A 24,936-nucleotide genomic window follows, 5' to 3' on the forward strand; every position below is an offset into this window, starting at 1 on the left:
CGGTCGACCGGTGCAAACAGGACTTTCGCCACAACAGTCTCACGGTCGGCGTATCGCGACCTCGTGACGACAGTCACGTACAGGTGATAACTTCGGTGGTGGAACGCGACCCGCGCCCGGTCGGCAACCCGCCCGAATGCTGAAGGGAACCCCTTCATGAGCTCGTTTCCCAGCTCCGCCCCGCGCGTGGAGGAGTGGCGCCACCTCCGGATCACCCGGGACGACGGTGTGGTGACCGTCACACTGGACCGGCCCGAGAAACTCAACGCCCTCACCTTCGGCGCGTACGCCGATCTGCGCGACCTCCTCGCCGAGCTGACCCGGGAACGCTCCGCGCGCTGCCTCGTGCTCGCCGGTGAGGGGCGCGGCTTCTGCTCCGGCGGCGACGTGGACGAGATCATCGGCGCCACCCTCGCCATGGACACCGCCGCGATCCTGGAGTTCAACCGGATGACCGGCCAGGTCGTACGGGCCCTGCGCGAGTGCCCCTTCCCCGTCGTCGCCGCCGTCCACGGGGTCGCCGCCGGAGCCGGAGCCGTCCTCGCGCTCGCCGCCGACTTCCGGGTCGCCGACCCCTCCGCCCGCTTCGCCTTCCTCTTCACCCGGGTCGGCCTCTCCGGCGGCGACATGGGCGCGGCCTATCTGCTGCCCCGCGTCGTCGGCCTCGGCCACGCCACCCGGCTGCTCATGCTCGGCGACACCGTCCGGGCGCCTGAGGCCGAGCGGATCGGCCTGATCAGCGAGCTGGCCGACGAAGGGCAGGCCGACGCCCGCGCCGCCGAGCTGGCCCGCCGCCTCGCGGACGGCCCGGCGCTCGCCCTCGCCCAGACCAAGGCGCTGCTCACCGCCGAACTGGACATGCCGCTCGCCGCCTCCGTCGAGCTGGACGCCAACACCCAGGCGCTGCTGATGCACGGCGAGGACTACGCGGAGTTCCACGCCGCCTTCACCGAGAAGCGGCCGCCGAAGTGGCGGGGCCGGTAGCCGTGGCGCCCGGCGGCTCGTCCGTACGGCGCATCGCGGTCATCGGCGGCGGCCCCGGCGGCCTCTACGCCGCAGTTCTCCTCAAGCGGCTCGACCCCTCCCGCACGATCACCGTGTACGAGCGCAACGCGCCCGACGACACCTTCGGCTTCGGCGTCGTCCTCTCCGACGAGACCCTCGGTGGCATCGAACACGCCGACCCGGAGGTCTACCGCGCACTGAGCCGCGCGTTCGTCCGCTGGGACACCATCGACATCGTCCACCGCGGCCGCGTCCACACCTCCGGCGGCCACGGCTTCGCCGCCCTCGGACGCCGCCGGCTCCTGGAGATCCTCCACGAGCGCTGCACCGCCCTCGGCGTCGACCTCCGCTTCCGCACCCAGGCCCCACCCGCCGCCGAGCTGGCCGCCGGCCACGACCTGGTCATCGCCGCCGACGGAATCCACAGCGCCACCCGCCAGGCGCACGCGGACGCCTATCGCCCCTCCCTCACCGAGCACCGCAACCGCTACATCTGGCTCGCCGCCGACTTCGCGCTCGACGCCTTCCGCTTCGAGATCGCCGAAACCCCGTACGGCGTGATGCAGTTGCACGGCTACCCGTACGCCGCCGACGCCTCCACCGTGATCGTCGAGATGCGCGAGGAGGTGTGGCGCGCCGCCGGACTCGACACCTGCGACGGAGCCGAATCCACCGCCCGCTGCGCCAAGTTCTTCACCGAGGCCCTGGACGGCAGGCCCCTGCGCGCCAACCGGTCCAGCTGGCTCACCTTCCGTACGGTCACCAACTCCCGCTGGTCGCACGGGAACACGGTCCTCATCGGCGACGCCGCCCACACCGCGCACTTCTCCATCGGCTCCGGCACCAAGCTCGCCGTCGAGGACGCCCTCGCGCTCGCCGCCTCCATCGCGGAACAGCCGGACCTGGCCTCCGCGTTGACGGCGTACGAGGCCGAGCGCCGCCCGGTCGTCGCCTCCACCCAGCGGGCGGCGGCGGCCAGCCTGCGCTGGTTCGAGGAGCTGGCCGCCTACGTCGACCAGCCGCCGCGCCGCTTCGCGTTCAACCTCCTCACCCGCAGCCGCCGCGTCACCCACGACAACCTGCGGCTGCGCGACGCCTCGTTCACCGCCGCCGTGGAGGAGGAGTTCGGCTGCCCGCCCGCCACCCCGCCGATGTTCACCCCGCTCCGGCTGCGCGGCCTGGAACTGCGCAACCGGGTCGTCGTCTCGCCGATGGACATGTACGCGGCCACCGACGGGCTCCCCGGCGACTTCCACCTCGTCCACCTCGGCGCCCGCGCGCTCGGCGGCGCCGGACTCACCATGACCGAGATGGTCTGCGTCAGCCCCGAAGGCCGCATCACTCCCGGCTGTACGGGCCTGTGGAACGACGAACAGGCCGTGGGCTGGCGGCGGATCACCGACTTCGTCCACACCTCGGCCCCCGGCGCCGCCATCGGCGTCCAGCTCGGCCACTCCGGTCGCAAGGGCTCCACGAAGCTGATGTGGGAAGGCATCGACCAGCCCTTGGAGACCGGCAACTGGCCCCTGGTCGCAGCCTCCCCGCTCCCGTACCGGCCGGGCGTCAACCAGGTCCCGCAGGAGCTGGACGCGGCCGGACTCGCCACCGTACGGGAGCAGTTCGTCCAGGCGGCCCGCCGCGCGGCCACCGCGGGCTTCGACCTCCTGGAACTCCACTGCGCCCACGGCTACTTGCTCTCCGGCTTCCTCTCGCCGCTCACCAACCACCGCACCGACGCCTACGGCGGAACGCCGGCGAACCGGCTCCGCTTCCCGCTCGACGTCTTCGACGCCGTCCGCGAAGCCTGGCCCGCCGACCGCCCGATGACCGTCCGGATCTCCGCCACCGACTGGGCCGACGGCGGCACCGAGGCGGAGGACGCCGTCGAGATCGCCCGCGCCTTCGCCGCCCACGGGGCCGACGCCATCGACGTCTCCACCGGCCAGGTGGTGCCCGAGGAGCGCCCCGAGTTCGGCCGCTCGTACCAGACCCCGTACGCGGACCGGATCCGCAACACCGTGGACGTCCCGGTCATCGCGGTCGGCGCCATCTCCTCCTGGGACGACGTCAACTCCCTGCTCCTGGCAGGCCGTGCCGACCTCTGCGCCCTGGCCCGCCCGCACCTCTACGACCCGAACTGGACCCTCCACGCGGCGGCCGAACAGGGCTACACCGGACCGGCCGCCCCCTGGCCCCTCCCGTACGGCGCCGGCAGCCGGCCTCCGCCCACGGGCCGCACGGACGGGCCGAAGCCGCGGCTCACAGGGGAGTGACGAAGTCCGGCCGGTACTGCCAAGTCACTTCTGTCGCACGGGAATCCGAGTAAAATTGGTCTCCTACTCGGGGGAGAACGCATGTCTGAATTACTGGCAGCCGCCGCTGTCATCGCACCGTTCGTGAGCGCCGCGGCGGCATCCATGGCAGGAGCCGTCGTCGACTCCGCGCGGGACCGCCTGGCGGACAGCGCGGTGGAAGGCGGACGGAGGCTGCTGGGCGCGGCGCTCCGCCGGCATGACGACGACCTGGACCGCGCCGAGGAGGACGTCGACGCGGTCAGCGCCATCGAGCAACTGTCGGATCAGCAGCGGCACATCCTCGAGAACGCCATCGGAACATGGCTGGCCGCCGGCGGAGAACTGGATGCCCGGTCCCTGTCCCGCTCCATCGAGGACGCCGACCGCGCACACCGGGCCGGCGACGTGACCCATGTGACGTCCTACGGGCCCAGCTCCCCGGCGATCGGCAGGATCGAAACGGCGAACTTCACCTTCCACCGCGACCCGGGCGGCGAAGCAGGTTGACCGGCGAGCCGCCGGCGCCGGGCAACACCATCACCCATGGACCCAACTCGCCGGCGATCGGCTTCGTCGGCAAGCTGTTCCTGAGCGTGTTCTTCGGGGACTCCGCCGACTTCACGGACCGGGCCAAAGGCTGGAGCGTCTGGAACTGGCCGCCGTTCCTGCTGGTCGTGTCGCTCGGCGCCTACGCCCTGATCGCGGCCCCGGACGGACCGGCACGGCAGTTCCTCTGGGTCCACCTCGCGCTCGGCGCCGCGGTCGCTCTGGCGCTGATCCGGCTGGTCCTGCCGGCGCGCGGCACCCGCGCACCCTGGCGCGTCCTGATGTCGGCGGCGGCCGTGATCTGCTCCTGCGTCGGCGCGGTCGGCATGGACCACCTCGCCGACCACGGCGAGATCGACGTCACCGGCCGGAGCCGGATGAGCGGCGAAACCGTCACCAACGGCTCCCAGCTGCGGCTCGTGGTCGACAGCCCGGCCGACCGCGCCCGGCTGCGGCTGACGCTCACCATCCGGGACGCCGCCAAGGCCGCACAGTTCTGCGCACCGGAGACCCGCTACTCCGCCCAGCTGCTGGGGAACACCGGTACGCGTGTCGACGATGTGCGCAGCGGCCAGACGGTCGCGTTCCCGCTGGGCGGGCTGCAAGGGGCGATCGATGTGGAGATCACTCTGCTGACCGAAGAAGGATGCCGGATGAACCTGTCCGTCGCGGCCGCCGTACTTCACGACTGAGAGGACACTGTGGCTCCCACCTCGGATACCGGGCCCCTGCCCGCCCGGCTGCTCGGCATCGTCGCCGCGCTGGTCCTGCTGGCGGGCCTCGCCGCCTGCTCCTCCCCGGAGGAGCAGGAGCGGGAGTTCCTCGGCGTGAAGCGCATCACGGTCGCGATGCACAACGACCTGCCCGGCCTGTCGTACTCCGCGAACTACGACCGTTCCGGACTGGACTTCATCATGCTCCAGCACATCCAGGAGGAGATCGACGTCGACTTCAGCGAGCCCGTCGACGTCTCCTCGGGCGACCGGGTCACCCAACTCATCGAGCGCAAGGCCGACATGACGATCGCGTCCTTCTCCATCACCGCCGAACGGATGGACGAGATCGACTTCGTCGGCCCCTATCTCAAGACCCGGCAGGGCTTCCTCGTCGGCCCGGAGAGCGCCGGTGTGAAGCGGCTGGCCGATCTGCGCGGCAGCCAGATCTGCACCTGGCAGGGCACCACCTCGGTCGAATCCCTGGAAGGCATCAAGGAGACCGTCGGCGCCGATCCGGTCACCCTGACCGATGCGTCGGACTGCATCGAGCAGCTCATCGACGGCCAGGTGAAGGCCGTCTCCACCGACCAGGCCATCCTCTACGGATTCGCGCGGCAGTACGGCAAGGAGGGCCTGCGCGTGGTGCCGGACGTGACGATAGGAGCCCCGCAGCACTACGGCATCGGGCTGCCGAAGGGACACACCGGGGACTGCCGCAGGCTCGCGTCCTGGCTCAAGAAGCATGTGGGAACCAGCAGTTGGATCAGGGACGTCGAGACGTCCCTCCCGACCCTCATGGAGGAGGACCCGGGCTGGATCAGCAGCTACAAGCCGAGCGCCGCCGAGATCGAGGCCCGGTCGTGCCGGGACAGCATCAGTCCCTGATACCGCGCCGGGACAGCATCAGCCCTGACACCGTGCTGGGACAGCATCAGCCCTGACACCGTGCTGGGACAGCATCAGCCCTGACACCGTGCCGGGACAGCATCAGTCCCTGACCCGCACGAACCGCTCTCCCGCGTCCCGCAGCCGCTCGTGCAGCTTGCCGAACACCTCCGCCGAGCGCCCGCCCGGCCACCCCTCCGGCAGCAGCTCCTGTGGCAGACCCGGGTCCGCGTAAGGGAGTTGGCGCCAGGAGTCCAGAGCCAGCAGATAGTCGCGGTAGGCCTCCTGCGGGCGCGGGCCCTCCTCGGCCATCGGAGCCGCCTCCCACTCGCGGAGCACCGGTTCGTGCAGGTCCAGGAAGTCCCGGTGGAGGCGTGCCACCGCGTCCAGGTCCCACCAGCGGGCCACCGACGCGCGGGTGGCGGCGAAGCCCAGGTGGTCGCCGCGGAACAGGTCGACGTACGGGGCGAGTTCGAGCCGTTCCAAGGTGTGCCGGGTCTCCTCGTAGAGGCCGGCCGGGGCGATCCAGACGCCGGGCGCCGCGGTGCCGAAGCCGAGGCGGGCCAGCCGGGAGCGCAGCAGGTGGCGCTTGGCGCGTTCGGCCTCGGGGACGGAGAAGACCGCGAGGACCCAGCCGTCCTCCAGCCGGTGCGCGGGCCGGCCGTAGATGCGCGCGTCGCCGTCGTCGAGCAGCTGGCGGGCGTCGGGCGACAGCGCGTACCCGGCCGAGCCGTCCGCCGCCCGCGCCGCGACCAGCAGCCCGCGCCGCTTCAGCCGTGAGACGCAGGAGCGTACGGAAGGGGCGTCGACGCCCACGGCGTGCAGCAGGCGGATCAGCTCGGCCACGGCGAAGGGTGAGCCGTCCGCCGGACGGCCGTAGGCGCCGTAGAGCGTGATGATCAGGGAACGGGGGGTGCGCAGCTCGGCCACGTGATCACTCTAGGGGGAGTCCTCGCGGAGGAGGAACCGCTGGAGTTTGCCGGTCGCGGTGCGCGGCAGCGACTGCTCGAAGACGAAGGCGCGCGGGCATTTGTGCGGGGCCAGGTTGGCTTTCATATGGGCGCGCAGCGCGTCGGCCGTCTGCTCCGAGCCCTCCGTCAGCACCACGTGCGCCACCACGATCTCGCCGCGCAGTTCGTCCGCCCGGCCCACCACCGCCGCCTCCGCGACCTCCGGATGGCGTAGCAGGGCGTCCTCCACCTCGGGGCCGGCGATGTTGTAGCCGGAGGAGATGATCATGTCGTCGGCGCGGGCCACGTAACGGAAGTAGCCGTCCGGTTCGCGGACGAACGTGTCGCCGGTCAGGTTCCAACCGTGCCGGACGTACTCCGTCTGGCGCGGGTCGGCGAGGTAGCGGCAGCCGACCGGGCCGCGTACGGCGAGCAGCCCCGGCTCGCCGTCGGGCAGCTCGTCGCCGTGCTCGTCGACCACCCTGGCCTGCCAGCCCGGCACCGGGACGCCGACGGTACCGGGGCGGATGGCGTCGTCGGCGGCGGAGATGAAGATGTGCAGCAGCTCGGTGGCGCCGATGCCGTTGATGATGCGCAGGCCCGTCGCCTCGAACCAGGCCTGCCAGGTCGCGGCCGGCAGGTTCTCGCCGGCCGACACGCAGCGGCGCAGCGCCGAGAGGTCGTGGCCGTCCAGCTGGCCGAGCATCGTGCGGTACGCGGTCGGCGCGGTGAAGAGGACCGAGACCCGGTGGCGGGCCAGCGCGGGCAGCAGATGGTGCGGCCCGGCCTGCTCCAGCAGCAGCGCCGAGGCACCCGCGCGCAGTGGGAAGACCAGCAGACCGCCGAGGCCGAAGGTGAAGCCGAGCGGCGGGCTGCCCGCGAACACGTCGTCGGCCAGCGGCCGCAGCACCTGGCGGGAGAAGGTGTCGGCGATGGCGAGCAGGTCCCGGTGGAGGTGCATGCAGCCCTTGGGCCGCCCGGTGGTCCCTGAGGTGAACGCGATCAGCGCGACCTCGTCGGCGGCCGTGTCGACCGCGCGGTACGGGCCGGAGCCGGCGTGCGCGGCGGCCAGCCGGGTCAGGTCCTCGGGTCCGTCGCCGCCGTACAGCGTGGTCCGCAGCCCTTTCACGTCCGCCTCGGCCAGATCCTCGGCCGACCGCGCGTCGCAGAGCGCGTGGCTCACCCGGGCGAGTGAGCAGATGGTGGCCAGCTCGGCCGACCGTGCCTGCGCCAGTACGGTCACGGCGACCGCGCCCGCCTTCATGACGGCGAGCCAGCAGGCGGCCAGCCACGGCGTGGTGGGCCCGCGCAGCAGCACCCGGTTGCCCGGCACGACGGCCAGGTCCTCGGTGAGCACATGCGCGATGCGGTCGACGGTGGCGCGCAGCTCGCCGTAGCTCCAGACGGTTCCGTCGCCGGAGCGCAGCGCGGGACGGTCCGGGCCGCGCTCCTCGACCGTGCGGTCCAGCAGCTCGTACCCGCAGTTCAGCCGGTCGGGGTAGCGCAGTTCCGGGTCGTCCAGGAGGAGCTTCGGCCACTGGTCCGGCGGTGGCAGATGGTCGCGCGTGAACGTGTCGGTGTGCGCGCCGGGGACGCGTACGGACGCGTCGGCGGCGGCTGCGGGCGTGTTCGGCGAGGAATTCGGCTCCATCAAGGATCGCCCCCTTGTCGCCTTCGGAGCGTATCGTTCGGGTGACGGTAGTCAACAGTCCGCGATAAAGCGGAGACGCGACACGAAGCAGAGACGCGACAAGAGAGGCGCCGCCATGACGGCATTCTCCCTCGAACCGGAACAGACCGCCTGGTGCGAGGAGCTGCGCACCCTCGCCGGCCGGCGGCTCCGCCCACTGGCCGAGAAGGGGGAGCCCGGACGTGTCAACCGCCCGCTGCTGGCCGCCCTCGGCGAGCTGGGCCTGCTGGAGCGGATGTTCGCCTCCGGCGCGCTGGACCTGTGCCTGCTGCGGGAGTCCCTGGCCCGGGGCTGCACCGAGGCCGAGACCGCGCTCGCGCTCCAGGGCCTCGGCACCACCCCCGTCATCCGCTCCGGCACACCCGCCCAGCGCGAGCGCTGGCTCCCCGGAGTCCGGGCGGGCCGCACCGTCGCCGCCTTCGCGCTGAGCGAGCCGGGCGCGGGCTCCGACGCCGGAGCCCTCTCCCTGGCCGCCGAACCCACCCCCGGCGGCTGGCGGCTCACCGGCGAGAAGTGCTGGATCTCCAACGCCCCCGAGGCCGACTTCGCCACCGTCTTCGCCCGCACCACCCCCGGCGCCGGCTCACGCGGCATCACCGCCTTCCTCGTCCCCGCCGACCGCCCCGGACTCACCGGCCACCCCCTCGACATGCTCTCCCCGCACCCCATCGGCACCCTGGAGTTCGACGGCGTACCGGTCACCGCCGACGACGTCCTCGGCGAACCCGACCGGGGCTTCCGGGTCGCGATGGACACCCTCAACCTCTTCCGGCCCAGCGTCGGCGCCTTCGCCGTCGGGATGGCCCGCGCCGCGCTCGACGCCACCGTGGCGCACACCGCCCGCCGCACCGCGTTCGGCGGCCCGCTCAGCGAACTCCAGGCCGTCTCCCACCAGGTCGCCGAGATGGCCACCCGCACCGAGGCCGCCCGCCTCCTGGTGTACGCGGCGGCCGCCGCGTACGACGCTGGGGAGAGCGGTGTGCCGCGCCGCGCCGCGATGGCCAAGCTGTACGCCACCGAGACCGCGCAGTACGTCGTCGACACCGCCGTCCAACTCCACGGCGCGCGTGCTCTGCGCCGCGGCCATCTGCTCGAACACCTCTACCGCGAGGTCCGCGCGCCGCGCATCTACGAGGGCGCCAGCGAGGTCCAGCGCGCCATCATCGCCAAGGAGCTGTACGCCACCGCCGCCGCCCAAGAGCCCCAGGAGCCGTCCGTATGAGCCCGTCCCACCGGATCAACCCGGCCGAACTCTCGCCGCCGACCGGCTTCTCGCACGCCGTCGTCGCGACCGGCGGCCATCTGGTCTTCCTGGCCGGGCAGACCGCGCTCGACCCGGACGGCAAGGTCGTCGGCGCCACCCTGCCCGAACAGTTCGCCACCGCCCTCACCAACCTGCTCACCGCCCTGCACGCGGCCGGCGGCGCCCCGGCCGACCTGGCGCGCGTCACCGTGTACGCCACCGATGTGGCCGACTACCGGTCGCACGCCGCCGAACTCGGCCGGATCTGGCGCCGGCTGGCCGGTCGTGACTACCCGGCGATGGCGGTCATCGGCGTGGCCCGGCTCTGGGACGAGCAGGCGATGGTGGAGATCGACGGGATCGCCGTGCTGCCTTGAGCAGGACGGAAGCCCCTCCGCGCACCACAAGCGCACGGAGAACCAAAACGCACCCCCCGTAAAGAATTCGTCAAGAGAGTCGCGTTAGGCTCTCCGGGTGCGGCACCACATGGAACACCTTCACCTGCGTTCACACCGCCCCCTGCTGACGCTTCCCCGGGTCCGTCGCGGGCCTCAGCGTGCCGGGTCGCGCGCGGCGTGCCGGTCCGGTGAATCCAGTGGGGCGATATATCTGTATTTGGTGCCCTCTATCTCGGTTGTCTCGCCGCTCGACCCGGACGCCACGCTGTGATCGGGCTCATCATCGGCCACTTCGTGCTGGCCGCCTTCGCGGGCCCCCTGGTCCACCGGCTCGGCAGGCGCGCCTTCCTCGTGCTGGCACTGCCTCCCGCCGCCGCCACTGTCTGGGCGCTCACCCAGTGGAGCACCGCCGCCTCCGGCGAGGCCGTCACCTGGTCCTGGCAGTGGATCCCGGACTACGACGTCTCGCTCGACCTTCGCCTGGACGCGCTCTCCGAGCTGATGGTCCTGATGGCTGCCGGGGTCGGCGCCCTCGTCCTGGTCTACTGCGCCTCCTACTTCCGCGACAACACCCCGCAGCTGGCCCGGTTCGCCGGCAACCTGCTCGCCTTCGCGGGAGCGATGCTCGCCCTGGTCCTCGCCGACGACCTGATCACGCTCTACGTCTTCTGGGAGCTGACAACGGTCTTCTCCTTCCTGCTGATCGGCCACAGCAGCGAACACCGCCACAGCAGGCGCTCCGCGCTCCAGGCGCTCACGGTCACCACGCTCGGCGGCCTCGCCATGCTGGTCGGCTTCCTGATCATCGGTCACGCCGCCGGTACGTACCAGATCTCCGCGATCGTCGCCGACCCGCCCGAGACGACGCTCGCCATCTCCGTCGCCCTCGTGCTGATCCTGTCCGGCGCGCTGTCGAAGTCCGCGATCTGGCCGTTCTCCATGTGGCTGCCGAACGCCATGGCCGCGCCCACCCCGGTCAGCGCCTATCTGCACGCCGCCGCGATGGTCAAGGCCGGTGTCTACCTGGTCGCCCGGCTCTCCCCGGCCTTCGCCGACGTCCCCGTCTGGAAGCCCGTCATCCTGGTGCTCGGCGGCGCGACCATGTTGCTCGGCGGCTGGCGCGCGCTGCGCCTCAACGACCTCAAGCTCGTCCTCGCCTACGGGACCGTCAGCCAGCTCGGCTTCCTCACCCTGCTCGCAGGGACCGGCAACCGGGACGCGGCCCTCGCCGCCGTCGCGATGATCCTCGGGCACGCCCTGTTCAAGGCGCCGCTCTTCCTCGTGACCGGCATCGTCGACCACTCCACCGGCACCCGCGACCTACGGAGACTCTCCGGAGTCGGCCGCTCCCTGCCGTACGTCGCCGTTGTCGCCGTCCTCGCCGCCGCCTCCATGGCCGCGCTGCCGCCCCTGCTCGGCTTCGCCGCCAAGGAGGCCGCGTTCGAGGCGCTGCTGCACGGCTCGGCCGCCGACCGCTGGGCGCTGGCCGTCGTCGTGCTGGGCTCGGCGCTGACGACCGCGTACACCCTGCGCTTCGTCTGGGGCGCCTTCGCCCGCAAGCCCGGCGTCGCCGACACCCCCGTACACCGCGTCGGCTGGGCCTTCCTCGCGCCGCCCGCCCTGCTCGCCGTCCTCGGACTGGTGCTCGGCCCCGGCGTCGGCCTGACCGACCGGCTGTTCAGCGCCTACGCCGACACCTATCCGGTCCCCGAGGACCCCTACCACCTGGCGCTCTGGCACGGGTTCGGCATCGCGCTGCTCCTGTCCGCCGTCGCCTGGGCGGCCGGCACCGGTCTCTTCCTCGCGCGGAACACCGTCAGCAAGGTCTCCCGCCGCATCGCCTGGCCCACGGCCGACAGCGTCTTCGGCCATCTGCTGCTGGGACAGGAACGGTTCGCCCTCCAGGTCACCGGCTTCATCCAGCGTGGTTCGCTCTCGGTCTACCTGGCGACCACGCTGCTCGTCATGGCCGGCGGACAGCTCGCCGTACTCGTCATCGACCAGCCCTGGGAGGCCGCTCCGGCCCCACGGATCTGGGACAACGCGCTCCAGGGCGGCGTCGCCGTACTCACCTGCATCGCGGCACTGCTCTGCCTGACCGTCCGCCGCCGGATGAAGGCGGTCGTCCTCAGCGGCCTGATCGGTTACGGCACCGCCCTGCTCTTCGTCGTCCAGGGCGCGCCGGACCTGGCGCTCACCCAGTTCTGCGTCGAGACCGTGGCGATGATCGTCTTCGTCCTGGTGCTGCGCCGGATGCCGGTCCACTTCGAGGAGACCGTCTCGCCCTGGCGGCGCGCGATCCGCATCCCGGTGGCCCTCGTCGCGGCCGGCACCATCGGCGTCGCCGTCTGGGTGGCCGCCGCCGCGCGGACCGTCGAACCGGCAGGCGCCGCCATGGTCGAGGAGGTCAACGACCACGGCTACAAGGACGTCGTCGCCACGATCCTCGTCGACCTGCGCGCTTGGGACACCATGGGCGAGTCCGCCGTGCTGGCCGCCGCCGCCATCGGTGTCACCAGCCTCATCTACCTGCACCGCCGCAGCGACGGGCCGATGCTCCCGGAGGAGCTGAAGGGCCGTACCGCCTGGTCCATCGCGGCCCAGCACACCGCGCGGCTGCCGCAGGGCGACGAGGTGGCGCCCGAGCGCGGCTGGCTCGCCGCCGGCTCCACGCTCGCCCCCGAGCACCGCTCGATCGTCTTCGAAGTGGTGGCCCGGCTGCTCTTCCACCCGATCCTGATCCTCTCGGTCTACCTGCTGTTCTGCGCCGAGAACATGCCCGGCGGCGGCTTCGTCGCGGGGCTCGTCGCCGGAGTCGCCCTCATCACCCGCTACCTGGCCGGCGGCCGGTTCGAACTGGCCCAGGCCGCCCCCCTGCAACCGGGGCTCTTCACCGGACTCGGCCTCTTCATCTCCACCGGCGTCGGCCTGCTCGGTCTGATCGACGGCACCGTGCTGCACGCCTTCACCTACCACGGGCACCTGCCGGTCTTCGGCGACTTCCACATGAGTACGCCGATCCTCTTCGACTTCGGCGTGTACCTGCTGGTCCTCGGCGTCGTCCTGGACATCGTCCGGGCCCTCGGCGCCAAGATCGACCGCCAGATCGAACGGGCCGCCGGCGCCCTCACCGCCTCCAACAGCACGACGGCGGAAGGGAACTCCCGATGACCGTCAGCGCCTCCCTCCTCATCACGGCCGTGGTGCTCTGCGCCGTGGGCGCCCTCCTCATGCTGACCCGGCCGCTGACCCGCATCCTGCTCGGCGCCGTCATCATGAGCAACGGCGTCAACCTGCTGATCCTCGCCTCGACCGGCACCGCCGGCGCCGCACCCCTCCTCTACGGGGTCGACCTGCGCCGGGTCACCGACCCGCTGCCGCAGGCCATCGCGCTGACCGCCATCGTCATCACCCTCGGCACCACCGCGTTCCTGCTCGCCATGGCCTACCGCAGCCACCAGATCACCGGCACCGACGAGGTGCACGACGACCTGGAGGACCGGCGCATCGTGCTCCGCTCCGAAGTCCTCTCCGAGCGCGCCCAGCTGCGCGAGGAGTTCCGCTCGGGCGCCGAACCGCCGACGCCGGACGAGCGCGACCGCTACCGCGAGGAGCGCCGCAAGCTCCGCGACCGGCTGCGCGCCGACCGGGCCCGCCAGGCCCGCGGCCGTGACGCCTCCGGCGACCTCTGGCACGACGTCATCGGCGCCGACCCCGAGGACTACGAACGCGACGGCGACGCCAAGGCCGACGAACGCTACCCCCGAGACGAAAGAGGAGCCGCCGGATGAACGCGCTCGTCCCGCTGCCGGTACTCCTGCCGCTCGCCGCCACCGGACTCAGCCTCACCTTCGGCACCCGGATGCAGCGCTTCCAGCGTTTCATCAGCGTCGCCGTACTCACCGCCGTACTGGCACTCTCGATCATCCTGATGATCGCCGCCGACCGGCAGGGCCCGCTCTCCGTCCACCTCGGCGACTTCGCCCCGCCGCTCGGCATCACCCTGGTCGCCGACCGGCTCTCCGGGCTGATGCTCACCGTCTCCTCGGCGGTCACGCTCTGCGTGCTGATCTACTCGCTCGGCCAGGGCATGACCGACCGGGACAAGGAGACCCCGCTGGCGGTCTTCCACCCGGCCTATCTGATCCTCGTCGCCGGCGTCTCCTGCACCTTCCTCGCGGGCGACCTCGTCAACCTCTTCGTCAGCTTCGAGATCATGCTGGTGGCCAGCTTCGTGCTGCTCACCCTCGGCGGCACCGGGCCCCGGATGCGGGCCGGCTCCACCTACGTGATCATCTCGCTGTTCTCGTCGATGATCTTCCTCATCGCCATCGCCATGACGTACGCGGCCCTCGGCACCGTCAACTTCGCGCAGCTCGCCGAGCGGCTGCCCGGACTCCCGCTCGGCGTGCAGACGCTGATCCAGGCGATGCTGATCACCGTCTTCGCCATCAAGGCCGCCGTCTTCCCGGTCGCCGCCTGGCTCCCCGACTCCTACCCGACGGCGCCCGCGCCCGTCACCGCCGTCTTCGCCGGACTGCTCACCAAGGTCGGCGTCTACTGCATGATGCGGACCGAGACGCTGCTCTTCCCGGGCAACCGGATCGGCGACCTGCTGATGGCCGTGGCCCTGGCCTCGATGCTCATCGGCATCCTCGGCGCGGTCGCCCAGACCGACCTCAAACGGCTGCTCTCCTTCACCCTGATCAGCCATATCGGCTTCATGGTCTTCGGGATCGGCCTCGCCACCCGTGAGGCGTACGGCGGCGCCATCGTCTACGTCGTCCACCACATCACCGTCCAGACCACGCTGTTCCTGGTCGCCGGGCTGATCGAACGCCGGGGCGGCACCACCGAGCTGACCCGGCTCGGCGGACTCGCCAAGGCCGCGCCGATACTCGCCCTCCTCTTCTTCGTCCCCGCGATGAACCTGGCCGGCATCCCGCCGCTCTCCGGCTTCATCGGCAAGCTCGGACTGATGCGCGCGGGTGTCGCCGACGGCTCCGTCTGGGCCTGGATCCTGGTCGCGGGCTCGGTGGTCACCAGCCTGCTCACGCTGTACGTCACCGCCAAGGTGTGGAACCTGGCGTTCTGGCGGGCGGCCCCGCCCGGACAGGCCGAGGCGGGCACGGTCCTGGAGTCCGGGGACGACAGCGACGACGACACCGACGAGGGACCCGACGGAGTCCCCGGCACCGGGGACGAGGGCATCGAGCCAGTACACCGTCCGGCGGGTCAGGCCGTCGCGGCGACCCTGCACGGGCGGGCCGTCACCACCACCAGCCGGCTGCCCCGGCCCATGATGGCGGCGACCGCCGCGACCATCGCACTGGCCCTGTCCTTCACGGTGTTCGCCGGACCGCTCACCGCCTTCACCGACCGCTCGGCCGTCGAACTGCTGAAGCGCACGCCCTACATCGAGGAGGTGCTGGGCAAGTGAGCCGTTTCCTGCGGTTCTCGTTCCGCGACGCCGACCTGCCGCCGATGAGCTGCAAGGTCGGCCGGCGAGGACGGGTGCTGGACCTGTCGCTGATCGCCTGGCTCACCCTCATCTGGGTACTGCTCTGGTCCACCCTCAACCTGGCCAACGTCATCACGGGCGTCATCGTCGCGAGCGCCGTCTGCCTGGCCTTCCCGCTGCCGCCGGTCGACCTGGGGCTCCGGCTCCACCCGTGGGGCATCATCCGCCTCGCCGGATATCTGCTCTACGACATGTACACCTCCGGCGTGCGGGTCACCCGGCAGATCTTCAGCTCCACACCGCACCATGCCGCCGTCATCGGCGTGCCCCTGCGCTGCCGCGGCGACCTGATGCTCGCCGCCGTCGCCGTGGCCGTCTCCAACGTGCCGGGCGGCTCCGTCATCGAGGTGCGCCGGGCCACTGCCACCGTCTTCCTGCACGTCCTGGACGCGGACCGGCCCGAGGAACTCGAAGCCGCCCGCCGTCAGGTCTGGCGGCTGGAGGAACTGACCGTACGGGCCTTCGGCACCCGAGACGAGATCGCCCGGGTCGCCGAACCGCCCCCACCGCCGCAGCTCGCCGCTGGAAGGCCCGCACCATGAGCGTCTTCGAACAGATCGACCGTCTTCTGCTGACCGCCGCCGTCGTCCTGGTCCTGGTGGCCGGCCTGCTGCTGGTCCGGATCTGGCGCGGCCCCTCCATGCTGGACCGGGCGATCTCACTGGACGTGATCGCCGCCCTGATCATCGCCGGCCTCGGCGCCAAGTCCGCCGTCGCCCTGGACTCGTTCTACTTCCCGATCATGCTGGTGCTCGCCTTCCTGGGCTTCACCGGCTCGGTGGGCATCGCCCGCTTCATCGCCGTACGCGACCGGCCCGCCGTCACGGTCCCGACCCGGGAGGCCCCGGGACCGGACGCCGGCGAGACCAAGGAGGGCCCGAAGTGAACACCTGGCTCCAGATCCTCGACACGGCCGGGGCCCTGCTCGTCCTCCTCGGCGCCGCGATCTGCCTGCTCGGGGTGATCGGGATGCTCCGGCTGCCCGACGTGCTCTCCCGAAGTCACGCCGCTACCAAGCCCCAGACCCTCGGTATCATTCTTGTCCTGGCAGGGGTCGCCCTCCGGCTGCGCACGGGCATGGACTTCGCCACCCTCGCCCTCATCGGCTTCTTCCAGATGCTCACCGGCCCGGTCGCCTCGCACCTGGTCGCCCGCTCCGCGTACCGCACCGGACAGGTCCAGCACGAGGAACTGCTCTTCGACGAACTGGACGAGCAGCTCACCGACAGCAAGCAGCCTCCCGGCCCGGCCTGACCGAGCGGCCCCCCCGGCCCGGCATGATCACGGAACTGTTCCGGCCCGGCCAATCGCACCCCGGCCCCGGTGTCCGCATGCCATGATGCGGGCAATGCCGGACGCTGGGGGGGCGTATGGGAAGCACGGGCACGGTGCTGCGCGAACTGCGCGGCGCACAGAAGAGCGCCAAGGGCGTCTCGCTCTACTCGCGGTACGTGAACCGCCCGGCCGGGCGGGTGCTCGCGGCGGGCGCGTACCGGGCCGGACTGACGCCCAATCAAGTGACACTGGTCAGTGCACTGTTCACCTACGTCGCGCTCGCGGCGGTCGCGCTCGTGGAGCCGTCCTGGACACTGGCGCTGCTGGTCTACGCGGCGCTCGCGATCGGATTCGCCTTCGACTCCGCCGACGGCCAGCTCGCCCGGCTCACCGGCCGGGGCGGGCCCGACGGTGAGTGGCTGGACCACGTCGTGGACTGCGGCAAGCTGGTCCTCGTCCACACCGCCGTGCTGATCTCCTTCTACCGCTTCGGCGAACTATCTTCCGACGCGTGGCTGTTGCTGCCGCTCGGCTTCCAACTGGCCGCCGTGGTCACCTTCTGCGCCGGACTGCTGCGCGAAAAGCTCGGCAAGGCGGCGGTGGCCGAAGCGCCGGTGGCCCAGGCGGCCGCTCCCGTTTCACAGGTGCGGGCGGTCGCGCTGTTGCCCGCCGACTACGGAGTCTTCTGCCTGGTCTTCCTGCTGCTCGGCGCACCCGGCGCCTTCCGGGCCGGGTACGCCGTGCTCGCGGTGGTCCACACGCTCTTCCTGGCGGCCTTCCTCGCCAAATGGTTCAGGGAGCTGAGAGCGCTCCGTCCCGGCTGACGAGCACGTCCAGCGCCCGGCGCAGCTGGGTGCTGGACGTGTGCACGGTGTACGGGAAGTAGACGACCTCCACGCCGACCTCGGCGAAGTCGCGCTCCAGCTTCTTCCCCTTCTCCGTGCCGCGCCAGTCGTCGCCCTTGAAGATCACGTCGAACCGGACCTGCTGCCAGGTCTCGACCTTGTCCGGCACGGTCTCCACGAACGCGGCGTCGACGAACCGCACACTGCGGACGATCTCCAGCCGTTCACGCAGCGGAATGACGGGCGTGTGACCCTTGGCGAGGGCGGCCATCTCGTCCGAGACGACCCCCGCGACCAGGTAGTCGCACTGACTGCGGGCATGCCGCAGGATGTTGAGGTGTCCCACATGGAACAGGTCGTACACCCCGGGGGCGTACCCCACCCTGTGCTGCACCATCCGTATCTCTCCCCCCACGGTCGATCTGATCCGGTGATGTGCCAACGACCTTACTGTGAAGAACACTTGTGCAGGCCGTGAACGGATAAGCTCGACGGGGGCCGTTCCCGCAGGGAGCGGCGGCTGTTGTGGGGGGAAGGCGATCGTCCGATGTCCGATGTCGAACGGCACAGGCCGTTTCTGAACCGCCGCCTTCTGGTGGTCTCGACGAACTACGCACCAGAGGTCACGGGCATCGGCCCGTACGCCACGCAACTCGCCCAGCACTGGGCGGGGTCCGGCGCCCGGGTGCGGGCGCTCACCGGGATGCCGCACTATCCGTCCTGGCAGCTGGACGAGGCGTACCGGAGCGTGTGGCGGACGGTCGAGATACGCGGCGGCGTCGGCGTGCACCGGCGCAGACACTACGTGCCGTCCCGTCAGACCGCTGTGCGCAGAGCGGCGTTCGAGGCCTCCGTCCTCGCCACCGGACTGTTCGCGCCGCCGCCGGGCCGGCCGGACGCCGTGATCGCGCAGATGCCCAGCCTCGCCGGCGGCGTCATCGGCGCCCGTCTCGCCCACCGCCACCGCGTCCCGTACGTCCCCGTCGTCCAGGACCTGATGGGCGCGGCCGCCGCGCAGAGCGGCATACGGGGCGGCGGCAGGGCGGCCAAGGTGGCCGCGGCGGCCGAGCGGTACGCGCTGAGCGGCGCGGTCCTCGTCGGCGTCATCCACGAGAGCTTCGTCCCCGGCGTCACCGCTCTCGGTGTCGACCCCGGCCGCATCCGGATCGTCCCCAACTGGACCCATGTGGACGGCCCCACCGCCGACCGCGCCGCCACCCGCGCCCGGCTCGGCTGGGACCCGGCCACCCCGGTCCTCCTCCACTCCGGCAACATGGGCCTCAAGCAGGGCCTGGAAGTCCTCGTGGACACCGCCCGCCTCGCGCCCGACGTCCGCGTCGTCCTGATGGGCGACGGCAACCAGCGCGACGCCCTGCGCGCCCGCGCCGAGGGCCTGCCCAACGTGGACTTCCTGGAGCCCGCCGGGGCCGGGGAGTTCACCGACGTCCTGGCGGCCGCCGATGTCCTCGCGGTCACCCAGCGGGCCTCCGTCCTCGACATGAGCGTGCCGTCCAAGCTCACCTCGTACTTCACCTCCGGCCGCCCGGTCGTCGCCTCCGTCGCCGACGAGGGCGGCACCGCCGACGAGGTGCGCCGCTCCGGCGCCGGCGTGCTCGTCGCCCCGGAGGACCCGGCCGCGCTTCTGGAGGCGTTGCGGAAGCTGGCCGCCGACCCGGCCGCCGCCGACGCCCTCGGCGCCGAGGGCCCGGCGTACGTGGCACGCCATCTGAGCCGGGAGGCGGGGCTCGCCCGCTTCGACGACCTGCTCACCGAGGCCTTGCAGGACGGACCAGGGAGCGAGAGCCGATGACCCCCGTGAACCGTGTCCTGGACGACCAGGACGAACCGGCGCTGTTGCGCGACCAGTTCCGCCAACTCCTGCGCTACCGCGCCCTGCTGGCGGTCGGCGTCGCCATCGGCCTGCTCGGCGGCGGCTACCTCGCCCTCAGCGGCGAGGACACCTACACCGCCACCGGCGAGGTGCTGGTCCGCTCCGCCATCTCCGACCCCTTCGCCAGCGGCGCCACCGCCGACAAGGGCATCAACATCGGCTCCGAGCGCCAGACCGCCGTCAGCGACACCGTCGGCACCCTGGCCGCCGGCACCCTGCTCAAGAAGGGCGACGACGTCGCCGCCCGCGATCTGCTCGCCGGACTCCAGGTCACCAACCCGCCCAACACCCTCACCCTCCGCTTCGCCTACACCGGCGCCACCCCCGAGCAGTCCCGGGCCCGCGCCGAAGCCCTCGCCAACGCCTATCTGGCCCACCGCAAGGCGCGCACCGAGGAGTCCATCGAGAACATGGCGAGCGGCTACCGGGCGCAGCTCAAACCGCTGGAGGAGAAGCGCGACCAGCTGGAGGAGACCAGCACCGGCGCGGCCGACGACGTCACCAGCGCCCGGGCCAACATCATCGTCTCCATCTCCGAGCTCAGCCGGAAGATCTCCGAGCTCAAGGCCCTGGACACCACCCCCGGCTACCTCAACAAGAAGCCCGTCGCCCCCACCGAACCCACCGGCGCCGGCCTGCCGCTGCTCCTCGGCCTCGGCGGTGTCGTCGGCCTGGCGCTGGGGCTGCTGCTCTCCTGGGTGCGGCTCGTCTTCGACCCCGCCGTACGCTCCACCCGCGAGCTGGTGCGCTCGCTCGGCGGCCCGCTGCTCGGCACCCTGCCCCGCGAACGCGGAGCCGCCGGTGCGGTGCTGGCGATCGGCCGCAGCGGCTCCCGGCTCGCCGAGGAGTACCGCGCGGTCGCCTTCCGGCTCGCCTACGACCCGTCCTTCGCCGAGAGCCGCCGCCTGCTGGTCACCGCCCCGCGCGGCGACAACGAGGAGGCCGCGGCGGCCGCCGCCAACCTGGCCGCCGCCTTCGCCGAGATGGGCCGGGACGTCCTCCTGGTCGAGGCCGACCTCCGTACGCCCTCCCTCGCCCGCGCACTCGGATCCGCCGCGCACGAGGTCCGCCCGCCGCGCTGGGCGGCCGAGGAGGGCGACGGCAGCTGGCCCACCGGCGGCCGCTCCAACGTGGACGTCCCCGGCTCCGGCGCCTTCGCCCTGATCCCCGGGGAGACCGTCGACAACGTGCCGCGCGCCCTCACCTCCACCCCGGTCGGCCGGATCGTCGCCGAGGCCGACCGCCCCGGCAGCGTCGTCATCGTCCTCGCCCCGCCCGTCCTCTCCTACGCGGACGCGGTCGCGCTGGTGGACCGGGTGGAGGGCGTGATGATCGTCTGCGACCCGCGCGAGGTGCACCGCAGCGACCTGGAGCGTATCCGCGAGATCATCAGCGCCTCCGGCGGCTCCGTCCTCGGCGCCCTGCTCCACCCGGGCCGGCGGCGCCTCAGCCGCTCCGAGCGCCGCCCGAAGTCCGTCCGGCGCCGCAGCAGCGGAGACGGGCCCACCCCCGGCGCCGGGCCGGACGGGCCCGAGATCACCGGCGACCCCACCGAGACCCTCGGCCTGCGTTCCCTGACCCTGCCGACGGCGCGGCGGTGAGAGCCCGCACCGCCGTCCTCTGCTCGGTCGCGGACCAAGGCGTCGCGGCGCTCACCAACATCCTGGTGCTGGTCGCCGCCGCCCGGCTCTCCACCGTCGCCGACTTCGCCCGCTTCTCCGCCGTCTACCTGGTCTTCACGGTGCTGCTCGGCGTCTCGGGCGCGTACACCGGACAGCCGCTGGTCCTCAAGCGCGGCGGCGGCGAGGAGACCCGCGGCGCCTGCCGCTCCGCCGTCGCCTTCACCGTGCTCGCCGCCGCCGCGCTCGGCGCGCTCCTGGCCGCCGGCTGCCTCCTCGTCCCCGGCGACACCGCACGGGCGTTGCTGATGCTGGGCCTGGTCCTGCCGGTGGTGCTCGGCCAGGACGCCGTCCGGTACGCCTTCTCCACCCTCCAGCAGCCCCATCTCGCCCTGCTCTCCGACCTGTTGCGGCTCGCGTGCGTCCTCGGGGCGCTCGGGACCCAGGTGTACGGTGCGTCCCCGGCGCGCCTGATCGGACTCTGGGGCCTCTCCGCGCTGCCCGCGCTGCTGCTCTCCGCCGCGCTGCTCCACCGCGCCACCGCCGGAGCCCCGCTCGTGGTGCGGCCGATGCTCCGGCGCGGGTACCTCGGGCAGCGGTTCACCGTCGAGTTCGGCGTCGGCAACGCGACCAGCCAGCTCTCCGTCCTCGGCCTCGGCGCCGTCGGCAACCCGCTCCTGGTCGGCGCCCTGCGCGGTGCCACCACCCTGTTCGGCCCGCTCAACGTGCTGTTCACCTCCGCCACCTCCTTCGGCCCGCCGCTGCTCGGCCGCATCACCGACGAGCGGAGCCGCGTCCGGGCCACCGCCGCGCTCGCCGCCGTCCTCGCCGCCGTCGCCGGCCTCTGGGCCACCGTCCTGGCCCTGCTCCCGGACAGCGCCGGACGCCAACTCCTCGGCGACACCTGGTCGGTGGCGGCCGGACTGCTGCCTGCCACCGGCAGCCAGTACGCGGCGATGGCCGTCGGCACCTGCGGGCTGCTGGCCCTGCGGATGCTCGACCCGCGCACCACACTCGCCATCCAGGTCGTCTTCTCGCTCACCACCGTGGCGTTCCTCGCCGGCGGTTACGTCGTCGGCGGCGTCCTCGGAGCCGCCTGGGGGCTCTTCCTCGGCTCGCTCTGCAAGGCCGCCGCCACCTGGATCAGGGTTGCCCGGCTGCGCCGCCGCCGTACCCCGGAACCCGGCCACGACCTCAGCGCCGACGCCCTGCCCGCCGCTCCATGAAGGTGCTGATCGCCAGCAGACAGAGCGCGGCGATGGCCAGCTTCCCCGCCGCCTGGAGCAGTGGGCCGCGCAGCAGGATGAAGGTGTAGCCGGCGAGCAGCGGCGCGGCGACGGCCAGCACGCTCCCCGGGCCGGGACCCGCACGGGTGACGGCCAGGGCATAGCGCCGGTCGGTGCGGGACGACGCGTAACCGATCAGGGCGAGGCCGCCGATCATGCCGGTCGCGCCGAAGTCGACCCAGAACTCGGTCCACACCGGCGCCGAGAGGTTGGTCATCCGCAGCCCCATCCACTGCCCGACCCGGACCCCGGTGTCCTCCGGCTTCCCGCTCCACACCGCGCGCGGCACGAAGAACAGTGCACAGCCGGTCAGTTGACGGCCGTAGGTGTGGCCGCGGGTGTCGACCCACGAGATGGTGTTGGCGAACATCACCATCTGGTCGTAGTCCTTGGTCACCAGCGGCTCGAAGACCGAGGCCGACTGCGCGGTACGCTGGCTGGCCTGGTCGTCGTACCGGAACTTGTCCGCGTACGGGAACACCACCAGGGCCCCCACCACTCCGGTCGTCAGCACCGTGCGGTAGATCGCGGCACTGCTCGGGAACGCGGTGAAGACGAACGCCATCATCACGGTCAGGAACCAGTAACGGGCGTTGGAGATAGGGTTGTTGACCACCAGGTTCAGCGCGATCAGGGCCACCCACACCAGCACCGTCGACGGCGTGCGCCGGGCCCGGTAGGAGGTGGCCAGGCGGCGCGTGTAGAAGAGCAGCGCCAGCAGCGCCGGGACCTGGCCGAAGCCCTTGACGAACGCCGAGCCCACATTGGAGCCCTCCGTGACGACCCCGCTCGCCGCGACGGACTCGGTGATCTCCTGCCGGCTGGAGAAGAAGACCGCGGGCCCGCCCAGCTTCAGCACGTAGAACGCGCTCGCCGCGAACGCCAGCACCACCAGCAGCCGCAGCCGCACCGGATGCGCCAGCGCCGGACCGCCGCCCGAGCCTCGTGCGGAAGGCGTACGACGGCGCATCGGCCGCCGCGAGGCCAGCAGCGCCCCCAGGTCGTACGCCGCACACCCGACCAGCACCATCGCGATGGCCGTGACCAGGTCCTGGCGCGGCCCCACCATCGGCGTCGGCGTCTGCCCGATCACCACCTGCGCGAACGGCGCCACGCCCATCGCGATGTACACGAACATCCAGAAGACGCCCTGGAGCAGCCGCCGTTGGGTGGAGAGGATCGTCGTCGCCAGCCGGGCCCCCGCATAGCAGGTCAGCACCAGCTGGAGCCAGTACGCCGTGTCCCGGACCCCGCTGCCGGGCTGCGCCGCGATCACCGCGGGCAGGAAGCAGACCAGCCCCAGGATGAGCGGCACGGACACCGCCCGCGACAGCATCGACCAGGCGATCGTCCGCTCGGGCGGCTCCGGAGGGCCGCCCATGGGCCTGGGCCGCTCCGGCCGCGGCCCGGCCGCGTCGACGGCCTTCCCGGCGGCCGGTCCGTCTGCCGACGAGTGCGCCGACGTGTGCACCGACGTCATGCGCCCCCCGTTCAGTGAACCGCTGAACACTCTAACGAATCGCCCCACTTGAGGGAGGTGCGATGACTACTCTGTGAATCATTGACCGCAGTTGAGGGGAACTCTGGTGAAAATCCTGCATGTTGTCACGCTCCATACCCCGGACCATGCCTTCGGCGGTCCGACCCGGGTGGCGTTCAACCTGTCCAAGGTCCAGCGGGCCCACGGCGACGACGCCCGCGTCATGGCGCTCGGCGACGGCTTCCCCGGCGGCGAACTCCCCAGCCAGGTCGAAGGAGTTCCGGTCCACCTCTTCCAGGCCCGGCACCTGCTCCCGATGTTCGAGGTCAGCGGCATCACCTCCGCCGCGCTGCTGCGCACCGCACGCCGCATGATGCGCGGCGCCGACCTCGTCCACGTCCATCTGATGCGGGACCTGGTGACCCTGCCCGCCGCGCTCCTCGCGCTCGCGACCCGCACCCCCCTGGTCGTCCAGACCCACGGCATGATCGACCCCACCGAGAAGAAGGTCGCCCAGCTCACCGACGTCCTCGGCGTCCGCAAGGTGCTGCGCGAGGCCGACGCCGTGCTGCACCTCACCGAGATGGAGCGCGTCGACGTGAACGCCGTCGCCGCACCCGTCCCGCTCACCCGTACCGTCCGGCTGGTCAACGGCGTGCGCCCGCAGGAGCGCAAGCCCGCCCGCGAACCCGGCCGCCCGCCGACCATCCTCTACCTCGCCCGGATCCAGGAGCGCAAGCGGCCCGAGGACTTCGTCTCCGCGATGCCGCACGTCCTCGCCCGCCACCCGGACGCCCGCTTCGTGCTGGCCGGCCCGGACACCGGCGCGCTGGCCGAAACCCTGGCGCTCGCCGAGAAGCTGGGCGTGACCGGCTCGCTCGACCACCGGGGCCCGCTGGAGCACGACGAGGTGCTCGCCGCCGACCGCGAGGCCGATGTCTATGTGCTGCCCGCGATCGAGGAGCCGTTCCCGGTCTCCGTGCTGGAGGCGATGTCGGTCGGCACCCCGGTCGTCATCACCCGCACCTGCGGCCAGGCCCCCGATGTCGCGCAGGCCGGATCGGGCCGGGTCATCGACAGCCGGGTCGGCGAGGACGCGGCCAACGCCCGCAAGGTCGCCGACGCGATCCTGGAGCTGCTGGAGCCGGAGGCCGCCGAGCAGGCCGGCAAGGCCGCCTGGGAGCTGGTCAACGACCAGTTCACCATCGAGGCCGTCACCGCCACCCTCCGGCGGACCTACGAGGACGTGGTCCGCCGGAGGCGAGGGTGAGCGGGCGAGCCCGGCCGATCGG

At 72.1% G+C, this 24,936-nt stretch carries 22 protein-coding genes; 18 read left to right on the top strand and 4 right to left on the bottom strand.

Annotated features, from left to right (window positions below; genetic code table 11):
* The first annotated feature begins 156 nt into the window (after positions 1 to 156).
* The 5 genes from ACQP09_RS28745 (at position 157) to ACQP09_RS28765 (ending at position 5,446) form a co-directional block, all read left to right on the top strand.
* Positions 157 to 984, top strand: a complete 828-nt coding sequence (locus ACQP09_RS28745; RefSeq protein ID WP_433404798.1) for an enoyl-CoA hydratase family protein — start codon at positions 157 to 159, stop codon at positions 982 to 984.
* Complete coding sequence (locus ACQP09_RS28750; protein ID WP_433404800.1) at positions 969 to 3,278, top strand: bifunctional salicylyl-CoA 5-hydroxylase/oxidoreductase; 2,310 nt, start codon at positions 969 to 971, stop codon at positions 3,276 to 3,278. The genes ACQP09_RS28745 and ACQP09_RS28750 overlap by 16 nt, the downstream gene beginning before the upstream one ends.
* A gap of 81 nt (positions 3,279 to 3,359) precedes the next feature.
* Positions 3,360 to 3,806 carry a hypothetical protein gene (locus ACQP09_RS28755; RefSeq protein WP_433404803.1) on the top strand — a complete coding sequence of 149 codons (447 nt, stop codon included), beginning with the start codon at positions 3,360 to 3,362 and terminating at the stop codon, positions 3,804 to 3,806.
* Positions 3,803 to 4,537, top strand: a complete 735-nt coding sequence (locus tag ACQP09_RS28760; RefSeq protein WP_433404806.1) for a hypothetical protein — start codon at positions 3,803 to 3,805, stop codon at positions 4,535 to 4,537. The genes ACQP09_RS28755 and ACQP09_RS28760 overlap by 4 nt, the downstream gene beginning before the upstream one ends.
* A gap of 9 nt (positions 4,538 to 4,546) precedes the next feature.
* Positions 4,547 to 5,446, top strand: coding sequence for a transporter substrate-binding domain-containing protein (locus tag ACQP09_RS28765; protein ID WP_433404809.1), 900 nt, complete (start codon positions 4,547 to 4,549; stop codon positions 5,444 to 5,446).
* Between the two features lie 102 nt (positions 5,447 to 5,548).
* Here ACQP09_RS28765 and ACQP09_RS28770 read toward each other — a convergent pair whose 3' ends face one another.
* A complete protein-coding gene (locus tag ACQP09_RS28770) occupies positions 5,549 to 6,376 on the bottom strand; it encodes a PaaX family transcriptional regulator (RefSeq protein WP_433404812.1) in 828 nt (275 codons plus the stop codon).
* A gap of 9 nt (positions 6,377 to 6,385) precedes the next feature.
* Entirely contained in the window at positions 6,386 to 8,047 is a 1,662-nt protein-coding gene (locus ACQP09_RS28775) for an AMP-binding protein (RefSeq protein ID WP_433404814.1), read from the bottom strand.
* Positions 8,048 to 8,162: 115 nt separating this feature from the next.
* Between ACQP09_RS28775 and ACQP09_RS28780 the strand changes: the two genes are divergently transcribed.
* The 9 genes from ACQP09_RS28780 (at position 8,163) to ACQP09_RS28820 (ending at position 17,347) form a co-directional block, all read left to right on the top strand.
* Positions 8,163 to 9,308: an acyl-CoA dehydrogenase family protein gene (locus ACQP09_RS28780; protein WP_433404816.1), complete on the top strand. Its 1,146-nt coding sequence runs from the start codon at positions 8,163 to 8,165 to the stop codon at positions 9,306 to 9,308.
* Positions 9,305 to 9,706, top strand: coding sequence for a RidA family protein (locus ACQP09_RS28785; RefSeq protein WP_109163124.1), 402 nt, complete (start codon positions 9,305 to 9,307; stop codon positions 9,704 to 9,706). Before ACQP09_RS28780 ends, ACQP09_RS28785 begins: the two co-directional genes overlap by 4 nt.
* Positions 9,707 to 9,994: 288 nt before the next feature.
* Complete coding sequence (locus tag ACQP09_RS28790) at positions 9,995 to 12,898, top strand: Na+/H+ antiporter subunit A (protein ID WP_433404819.1); 2,904 nt, start codon at positions 9,995 to 9,997, stop codon at positions 12,896 to 12,898.
* Positions 12,895 to 13,518, top strand: coding sequence for a Na(+)/H(+) antiporter subunit C (locus ACQP09_RS28795; RefSeq protein ID WP_433404822.1), 624 nt, complete (start codon positions 12,895 to 12,897; stop codon positions 13,516 to 13,518). The genes ACQP09_RS28790 and ACQP09_RS28795 overlap by 4 nt, the downstream gene beginning before the upstream one ends.
* The gene (locus ACQP09_RS28800; RefSeq protein ID WP_433404824.1) at positions 13,515 to 15,167 is read left to right on the top strand and encodes a Na+/H+ antiporter subunit D; all 1,653 of its coding nucleotides are present in this window, start codon (positions 13,515 to 13,517) and stop codon (positions 15,165 to 15,167) included. The genes ACQP09_RS28795 and ACQP09_RS28800 overlap by 4 nt, the downstream gene beginning before the upstream one ends.
* Positions 15,164 to 15,790: a Na+/H+ antiporter subunit E gene (locus tag ACQP09_RS28805; RefSeq protein ID WP_433404825.1), complete on the top strand. Its 627-nt coding sequence runs from the start codon at positions 15,164 to 15,166 to the stop codon at positions 15,788 to 15,790. The genes ACQP09_RS28800 and ACQP09_RS28805 overlap by 4 nt, the downstream gene beginning before the upstream one ends.
* Complete coding sequence (locus ACQP09_RS28810; RefSeq protein ID WP_433404828.1) at positions 15,787 to 16,134, top strand: monovalent cation/H+ antiporter complex subunit F; 348 nt, start codon at positions 15,787 to 15,789, stop codon at positions 16,132 to 16,134. Before ACQP09_RS28805 ends, ACQP09_RS28810 begins: the two co-directional genes overlap by 4 nt.
* A complete protein-coding gene (mnhG, locus tag ACQP09_RS28815) occupies positions 16,131 to 16,502 on the top strand; it encodes a monovalent cation/H(+) antiporter subunit G (protein WP_433404830.1) in 372 nt (123 codons plus the stop codon). The genes ACQP09_RS28810 and mnhG overlap by 4 nt, the downstream gene beginning before the upstream one ends.
* A 116-nt stretch (positions 16,503 to 16,618) precedes the next feature.
* Complete coding sequence (locus ACQP09_RS28820; RefSeq protein WP_433404833.1) at positions 16,619 to 17,347, top strand: CDP-alcohol phosphatidyltransferase family protein; 729 nt, start codon at positions 16,619 to 16,621, stop codon at positions 17,345 to 17,347.
* Here ACQP09_RS28820 and ACQP09_RS28825 read toward each other — a convergent pair.
* Positions 17,316 to 17,765 (bottom strand): adenylyltransferase/cytidyltransferase family protein, encoded by a 450-nt coding sequence (locus ACQP09_RS28825; protein WP_015612087.1) that lies wholly within the window; start codon positions 17,763 to 17,765, stop codon positions 17,316 to 17,318. The two genes, ACQP09_RS28820 and ACQP09_RS28825, sit on opposite strands and share 32 nt — an antisense overlap.
* A 150-nt stretch (positions 17,766 to 17,915) precedes the next feature.
* On the opposite strand from ACQP09_RS28825, the gene ACQP09_RS28830 reads away from it, so the two are divergent.
* From ACQP09_RS28830 to ACQP09_RS28840, 3 genes are read left to right on the top strand one after another with little or no spacing between them, the layout of a single operon-like run.
* On the top strand, positions 17,916 to 19,178 hold the full coding sequence (locus ACQP09_RS28830) for a glycosyltransferase (RefSeq protein WP_433404836.1): 1,263 nt from the start codon (positions 17,916 to 17,918) through the stop codon (positions 19,176 to 19,178).
* Positions 19,175 to 20,860, top strand: coding sequence for a lipopolysaccharide biosynthesis protein (locus ACQP09_RS28835; RefSeq protein WP_433404839.1), 1,686 nt, complete (start codon positions 19,175 to 19,177; stop codon positions 20,858 to 20,860). The genes ACQP09_RS28830 and ACQP09_RS28835 overlap by 4 nt, the downstream gene beginning before the upstream one ends.
* Positions 20,857 to 22,104 (top strand): hypothetical protein, encoded by a 1,248-nt coding sequence (locus ACQP09_RS28840; protein ID WP_433404842.1) that lies wholly within the window; start codon positions 20,857 to 20,859, stop codon positions 22,102 to 22,104. Before ACQP09_RS28835 ends, ACQP09_RS28840 begins: the two co-directional genes overlap by 4 nt.
* Here ACQP09_RS28840 and ACQP09_RS28845 read toward each other — a convergent pair.
* Positions 22,073 to 23,644 carry a hypothetical protein gene (locus tag ACQP09_RS28845; RefSeq protein ID WP_433404845.1) on the bottom strand — a complete coding sequence of 524 codons (1,572 nt, stop codon included), beginning with the start codon at positions 23,642 to 23,644 and terminating at the stop codon, positions 22,073 to 22,075. The genes ACQP09_RS28840 and ACQP09_RS28845 overlap by 32 nt on opposite strands.
* A 106-nt stretch (positions 23,645 to 23,750) precedes the next feature.
* Between ACQP09_RS28845 and ACQP09_RS28850 the strand changes: the two genes are divergently transcribed.
* A complete protein-coding gene (locus ACQP09_RS28850) occupies positions 23,751 to 24,914 on the top strand; it encodes a glycosyltransferase (RefSeq protein WP_433404847.1) in 1,164 nt (387 codons plus the stop codon).
* Positions 24,915 to 24,936: the final 22 nt, after the last annotated feature.

This window comes from Streptomyces sp. CA-146814 (genome assembly GCF_050942385.1).
GTDB lineage: Bacteria > Actinomycetota > Actinomycetes > Streptomycetales > Streptomycetaceae > Streptomyces.